Origin of the sequence: Paracidovorax sp. MALMAid1276, from assembly GCF_049198005.1 — a bacterium.
Taxonomy (GTDB): domain Bacteria; phylum Pseudomonadota; class Gammaproteobacteria; order Burkholderiales; family Burkholderiaceae_C; genus Acidovorax.
In genome coordinates this window covers 22171-28299 of sequence record NZ_JBMIRS010000019.1, presented here as the reverse complement: position 1 = coordinate 28299, position 6129 = coordinate 22171, and the positions used below count along the sequence as shown (strand labels likewise).

Below are 6129 nucleotides of genomic sequence, written 5' to 3'. Positions count from 1 at the left end.
CCTTTCGACAGGCTCAGGGCGAACGCGGAAAGTCTGGGAGCATCGTCACAATTTGCTCATGGCCTCCAACCGTTCGGGCTGAGCTTGTCGAAGCCAGGGCGCAAAGTGAACAGCCCTTCGACACGCTCAGGACGAACGGGGTTGATGCCTTCCGCGACAGCGCACGGCGCACATTCCCGTTACCCTCACCCGCCATGAAAATCACCTTTTGCTGTACCGACACCAAGGCCGAGCCCTGGCTGCAGGGCCTGGCCGCCGCGCTGCCCGGCGCTGACATTTCCGTGTGGCAACCCGGCGCGCCGCAGGCCGACTGTGCCGTGGTCTGGGCACCGCCCCAGCAGTTCATGGACGAGCAGCCGGGCCTGAAAGCCCTGTTCAACATCGGCGCGGGTGTGGATGCGCTGCTCAAGCTGCGCTTGCCACCGGGCGCGCTGGTGGTGCGGCTCGATGACGCGGGCATGGCCGTGCAGATGGCCGAGTACGTGTGCCACGCGGTCATCCGCCACTTCCGCGAGTTCGACGGCTACGAGGCCGACATGGCGGCGGGCCACTGGGGCTACCGCAAGCCGCGCCTGCGCAGCGACTTCCCCATCGGCGTGATGGGCCTGGGCGTGCTGGGCGAGCGGGTGGCGAAGGCGCTGGCGCAGTTCGACTTTCCCATCAACGGCTGGAGCCGCAGCCCCAAGGCCATCGAGGGCGTGCGGGCCTTCAGCGGTGCGGATCAATTCAACGACTTTCTGGCCGCGAGCCGGGTGCTGGTCAACCTGCTGCCGCTCACGCCAGAGACGGCCGACGTCATCAACAAGGACACGCTGACCCGGCTGCAACCCGGCGCCTACGTGATCAACGTGGCGCGGGGCGCCCACCTGGTGGACGAAGACCTGCTGGCCGCCATAGCCAGCGGCCAGGTGGCCGGTGCCACGCTGGATGTGTTCCGCACTGAGCCGCTGCCCGCAGGCCATGCGTTCTGGAACCACCCTCGCATCACCGTCACGCCCCATACCTCGGCCCGCACGCTGCGCGACGAGAGCATTGCGCAGATCGCGCGCAAGATCGCCGCGCTGCAGCGGGGCGAGGCGGTGGCGGGCGTCGTCAACCCGGCGCGGGGCTACTGAGCCTGCAGCATCCGCCGCGGCGCTCAATCCACCGTCACGCCGGCGTCGCGCACCAGCTTGCCCAGGCGCTGCGAGTCGGCCTTGATCAGCGCGGCAAAGTCGGCGGCGCTGCCAGCCACCACGGGAGTGCCGATGGCCTCCCATTTGGCGCGGAAGGCGGGCTCCGCGAAGATCGCATTGACCGTGGCGTTGAGCTTGTCGATGGTGGCTTGGGGCGTGCCTGCGCGAACTGCAATGCCGTGCCAGCCTGTGATCTGGTAACCCGCGACGCCGGCCTCTGCCATGGTGGGCACGTTGGGCAGTACCTTCGCACGCGCAGTCGATGTGACAGCCAGCGGGACGAGCTTGCCTGCCTGAATGTGGGGCAGTGAGCTGCCAACGATGTCGAACATCACGTTCACCTGCCCGCCAATCAGGTCGTTGAGCGCGGGGCCTGCGCCCCGGTAAGGGATGTGTCCCATCTTCACGCCTGCCGTGGTGTTGAACAGCTCGCCCGCCAGGTGCTGCGGTGTGCCATTGCCCGCAGACGCATAGCTGAGCACCGGCTTGCCCGCCTTGGCCATGGCCAGCAGTTCGGCCAGGGTCTTGATTCCCAGCGAGGGGTGTACTTCGAGTACCAGCGGGAATGCAGAAAGCTGGATCACCGGCGCGAGATCCGTCAGTGGGTTGAAAGGCATGCTGGCATACAGCGACTGGTTCACCGCCATGGGGCCGCTGGCGGCCAGTAGCAGAGTGTGGCCATCGGCCGGTGCCTGCTTGGCCACTTCAGCGCTGCCGGTGTTCCCGCCCGCGCCCCCCTTGTTGTCCACCACCACGGGAACGCCCAGACGGCTTTGCAATTCAGGCTGCAGCATGCGCGCCATCAGGTCGGTGGGGCCACCAGGAGGATAGGGCACCACGAAGCGGATGGTCTTGCTGGGAAACGCCGTGGCTGTCGCCTGCGCGGCGGCCTGCCCCGTGATGCCCAGGGCCAGTGGAAGCGCCAGAGCGGCTTGCAGGACTGCCCGGCGTGCCGTGCGGTACGAGGTCGAAGAATGGGAGTGGTGCATGTATGTCTCCTGTGGGGATGGCAAGGGCCCGTCTGACGCGGGTTGGGGTCAATGGATATGGGGACGCGCTCAGGGTGCGCCAAAGCGCTGCCGGATGTCGGCTGCCGTAGCCAGCGGGCGCCCCAGCGCCGCGGCGGCTTCCACGGCCTGGCGCACGAGTGCGGTGTTGTCCGGAGCCACGCTACCGTCTTTGCACAGCAAGTTGTTTTCGAAGCCCACGCGGGCATGTCCACCGAACAGCGTGGCAGCTGTGATGCAGGTGTTTTCTGCGGCGCCAAAGGCGCACACGGCCCAGGGCTCTGCGCCTTCGTGGGCTGCAAGAAAGGGCAGCAGGTCGCGCGGGCTGGAGGTCTGACCGGCGCTGTAGCGGCCCAGCACAAACAGCAGGAACCAAGGCGCTTCAGGTACTACGCCACTGGCGCGCAGGGCCTGCCATCGGCGTAGGTCGGGCACGTCGTACAGGATGACCTGCGCCATGGTGCGGCGCTGCGCCAATCCCGAAAAAAAGCGCTGCAGGCCAGGCTCGCCAATCTCCGGCTTGTCGACTTCGCGCAGGCCGATGGACACGGCCTCGGGCTGCAGGGCTTCGACCATGGCGATTTGTGCGGGCGCCTGGTAAACGCCTGCGGCTTCGCTGGTGATCTGGATGACCATGGCATCACCGACGGCCTGACGCACTACGCGCTGGGCCTCGCGGTAGCCCTCCACGTCCAGGCTATGGCGGCCCTGTGCATCACGGATGTGCATGTGCAGCATGGCGGCGCCCGCATCCAGACAGGCTTTGGCAGTGGTTGCCAATGTGGTGGGCGTGAGGGGTACGGCGGGGTGGTCCGAGAGCTGCTTGTACGCGCCGTTGGGGGCCACGGTCACGATCAGCGGGTCGAGCCACTGGCTGGGGAGGACGGGCGATGCACTCATGCGCGGGCTCCGGCGGTGGGTGAGGTTTCTGTGGATGAGGGATGGCCGGGGGGCTCGATCGTGGGCAACTCGCTGGCCAAAAGGGCCAGGCCTTGACGCAGCAGCGTGTCGTAGCGCGCGCGCTCGGCTTGCTTTCGGTCTTCGGGCCAGTCAAAAAAGCCCTTGCCTGTCTTCATGCCCAGGGTGCCCTGGGCCACCTTGTCGCGCAGGGCCTGTGCAGGCACGCCGGTGTTGGACAGCGTGGGGTACATGGTGGCCGCAGCTGCGGTGTGTACCTCGATGCCCGCATGGTCGCGTTGCAGGACGGGCCCTGCCGCCAGAAAGCGGAAGCCAAAGCCGAAGCGCACGGCGGCGTCCACGTCTTCGGGCGAGGCAATGCCTTCGTCGATGAGTGCAAATGCCTCGCGCGACAAGGCGTGCTGCATGCGGTTGGCCAGAAATCCGGGCTTGTCCTTCTTCACCAGCACGGGAACGCTGCCGCAGCCGCGCATGAATGCATGCAGCCAGGCGCCCAGCTCCGGGTCGCTGCGTTCGCCCAGCACCACTTCCACCAGCGGCACCAGGTGGGCTGGCATGAAGAAGTGCAGGCCCAGCATGCGCTGCGCCGTGGGGAGCCCTTGCGCGACGGCGCTGATGGGAAAGCCCGAGCTGTTGCTGGCGAGCACGGCGTTGGGGGGCGCCACGGTTTCCAGCTCGGCAAACAGCGCTTGTTTGGCTGCCAGTTGCTCGGTGATGCATTCAACTACCAGCACCACGCCGTTCCAGTCCACATCCTGCAGGCTGGAGCATGTCTGTACCGGTCCCGCGTGACTGGCCTGGCCGGCGGCGGCCAGCTCCTGGGCGATGTGGGGCAAAAGCTGCTCGCGGCGGGCGGTGAGGGGGTCCACCACCGTCACCTGCGCGCCGCCCCGGGCCAGCACCACAGCCACATCGGCGCCCATGGTGCCTCCGCCCACCACCACGGTGCGTGCGTTGTGCGGCGAACTGTTCTCCATCATGTCTCCTGCATGTCAAGTTTCTCAAGCACTGTGCTTGCTTCTGATTCAGTCTAGGGGGCCTGCATTGCGCGGTCCAGACGTCTTTTTCGATAGACTGATCGGCCATGAAGATCAATTGGTCCGCACGCGAGGTCGATGTGTTTCTGTCGTTGGCGGATACGCTGAGCTTTCGGCGCACCGCTTTGCAGATGCACCTCTCCCAGTCGGCGGTTTCGGGCACGGTGGCCCGGCTGGAAGAGATGCTGGACGTGCGTCTGTTCGAGCGCACCACACGCACTGTGCAGCTCACGCTGGCGGGCGAGGTGTTTGCTGAACAGGCGCGCTTTCTGCGTCACCAGATGGACGAGACGGTACGGCGGGTGCAAGAGGTGGCGCAACTGCAGGTGGGCCGCATTGCGTTGGCGGCGTTGCCGTCTCTGGCGGCTGGTGCAGTGCCGAGAGCGTTTGCGCGCTTCGCTGCCAAGCACCCGGGCGTGCAGCTGGAGCTGTTTGATAGCCTGGCGGGCCCGGCCTTTGACATGGTGCGGGCCGGGCGGGTGGACTTTGCGCTCACCGCCGCAAACCCGGCATATGCCGACTTGGACTACGCACCGCTGGTCTCTGACCGCTTTGTGCTGCTGATGGGGCGCAAGCACCCGCTGGCCCGGGCACGCGGTGCGCTGGCCTGGGCCGACGTGGCCGAACTGCCGCACATCTCCATGCCAGCCGCCACCAGCGTGCGGCAATATGCGGACGAGGCCTTGCTGACGCACCGCATCCGGTTCGCGCCGCGCTACGAAGTGGAGCATCTCGCCACCATTGCCGCCATGGTGGCCGCCGGGCTGGGTGTGAGTGCACTGCCCGAGCTCGCAGCGCAGGTGGTGCGCCGGCCCGAGGTGGTCACGCGCGCCCTCAAAGCACCGGTTTTGCGCCGGCCCATCGGGTTGATCACGCTGCGCGGGCGCCCTCTGTCGCTGGCGGCGCAGGAGATGGTGGCCCTGCTACGACAGGAGGTGGAGGGCGCAGAGACCCACGGAGGCTGATGGCACGTCCGGCGAATGGTCTGGCAGGATATGGGGTGGCCCTGGTGGCGTGCTCACCGGACAATCCAGCGTTCTCATTGACCTCTTTACTTGGTAGCCCCCCATGACCATTCCCTCCCGCGTGCGCTTGATCGACGTCGGCCCCCGCGACGGCCTGCAGAACGAAAAGACGCCCGTGCCCGCCGCCGTCAAGATCGAGCTGGTGCACCGCCTGCAGCAGGCGGGCCTGCAAGAGATCGAGGTCACCAGCTATGTGAGCCCGAAGTGGGTTCCGCAGATGGCCGACAACCATGAGGTGATGGAAGGCATTGCGCGCGACGGCGGCGTGGCGTATTCGGTGCTCACGCCCAACCTCAAGGGCTACGAGGCGGCGGTGCAGGACAAGCCCGACGAAATCGTCGTCTTCGGCTCGGCCAGCGAGGCCTTCAGCCAGCGCAACATCAACTGCAGCATTGCCGAGAGCATCGAGCGTTTTGCGCCGGTGGTGCAGGCGGCGCTGGCCGCGGGCATCCGCGTGCGCGGCGCGATGAGCTGCACCGTGGGCTGCCCCTACGAGGGTGAGATTGCCCCCGAGCGCGTGGCGTACCTCGCCGGCCTGCTCAAGGGCATCGGCGTGCAGCGCGTGGACGTGGCCGACACCATCGGCGTGGGCACGCCGCGCAAGGTGCAGCGCGCCATCGAGGCCACGCTGCAGCACTTTGGCATCGACGACGTGTCGGGCCACTTCCACGACACCTACGGCCAGGCGCTGTCCAACACGCTGGCCGCGCTGGAGATGGGCGTGTGGAACTACCAGTCGTCCGTGGCGGGCCTGGGCGGCTGCCCGTATGCCAAGGGTGCCACCGGCAATGTGGCGACCGAGGACGTGGTCTACATGCTGCAGGGCATGGGCATCGAGACCGGCATCGACCTTGATAAGCTCGTTGATGCCGGGGCCTATATCAGTGGCTTCCTGGACCGCAAACCCAATTCCCGTGCCGCCACAGCCTTGCTCAACAAGCGCGCGGGATGAAACTGCCTCAGTGCA

The 6129-nt window shown here is 66.9% G+C and carries 6 protein-coding genes; 3 read left to right on the top strand and 3 right to left on the bottom strand.

The features are described from left to right. Positions 1-194: 194 nt before the first annotated feature. Positions 195-1115 (top strand): 2-hydroxyacid dehydrogenase, encoded by a 921-nt coding sequence (locus tag ACOQFS_RS00535; RefSeq protein ID WP_421561032.1) that lies wholly within the window; start codon positions 195-197, stop codon positions 1113-1115. Between the two features lie 23 nt (positions 1116-1138). Here the strand turns inward: ACOQFS_RS00535 and ACOQFS_RS00530 are convergent, their stop codons facing one another. The 3 genes from ACOQFS_RS00530 to ACOQFS_RS00520 form a co-directional block, all read right to left on the bottom strand. After that, the gene (locus ACOQFS_RS00530; RefSeq protein ID WP_421561031.1) at positions 1139-2164 is read right to left on the bottom strand and encodes a Bug family tripartite tricarboxylate transporter substrate binding protein; all 1026 of its coding nucleotides are present in this window, start codon (positions 2162-2164) and stop codon (positions 1139-1141) included. Between the two features lie 69 nt (positions 2165-2233). Beyond that, on the bottom strand, positions 2234-3082 hold the full coding sequence (locus ACOQFS_RS00525) for a 3-keto-5-aminohexanoate cleavage protein (protein WP_421561030.1): 849 nt from the start codon (positions 3080-3082) through the stop codon (positions 2234-2236). Next, on the bottom strand, positions 3079-4077 hold the full coding sequence (locus tag ACOQFS_RS00520; RefSeq protein ID WP_421561029.1) for a 3-hydroxyacyl-CoA dehydrogenase family protein: 999 nt from the start codon (positions 4075-4077) through the stop codon (positions 3079-3081). The genes ACOQFS_RS00525 and ACOQFS_RS00520 overlap by 4 nt, the downstream gene beginning before the upstream one ends. Positions 4078-4184: 107 nt before the next feature. Here ACOQFS_RS00520 and ACOQFS_RS00515 point away from each other — a divergent pair, with 107 nt between their 5' ends. Beyond that, positions 4185-5102 (top strand): LysR substrate-binding domain-containing protein, encoded by a 918-nt coding sequence (locus ACOQFS_RS00515; RefSeq protein WP_421561028.1) that lies wholly within the window; start codon positions 4185-4187, stop codon positions 5100-5102. Positions 5103-5205: 103 nt separating this feature from the next. Then, complete coding sequence (locus tag ACOQFS_RS00510) at positions 5206-6114, top strand: hydroxymethylglutaryl-CoA lyase (protein WP_421561027.1); 909 nt, start codon at positions 5206-5208, stop codon at positions 6112-6114. The last annotated feature ends 15 nt before the right edge of the window (positions 6115-6129 follow it).

Excerpts from the sequence above, each read along its gene's own strand:
- ACOQFS_RS00535 (WP_421561032.1), top strand. The coding sequence starts at position 195 with ATGAAAATCACCTTTTGCTGTACCGACACCAAGGCCGAGCCCTGGCTG.
- ACOQFS_RS00530 (WP_421561031.1), bottom strand. The coding sequence starts at position 2,164 with ATGCACCACTCCCATTCTTCGACCTCGTACCGCACGGCACGCCGGGCA.
- ACOQFS_RS00525 (WP_421561030.1), bottom strand. The coding sequence starts at position 3,082 with ATGAGTGCATCGCCCGTCCTCCCCAGCCAGTGGCTCGACCCGCTGATC.
- ACOQFS_RS00520 (WP_421561029.1), bottom strand. The coding sequence starts at position 4,077 with ATGGAGAACAGTTCGCCGCACAACGCACGCACCGTGGTGGTGGGCGGA.
- ACOQFS_RS00515 (WP_421561028.1), top strand. The coding sequence starts at position 4,185 with ATGAAGATCAATTGGTCCGCACGCGAGGTCGATGTGTTTCTGTCGTTG.
- ACOQFS_RS00510 (WP_421561027.1), top strand. The coding sequence starts at position 5,206 with ATGACCATTCCCTCCCGCGTGCGCTTGATCGACGTCGGCCCCCGCGAC.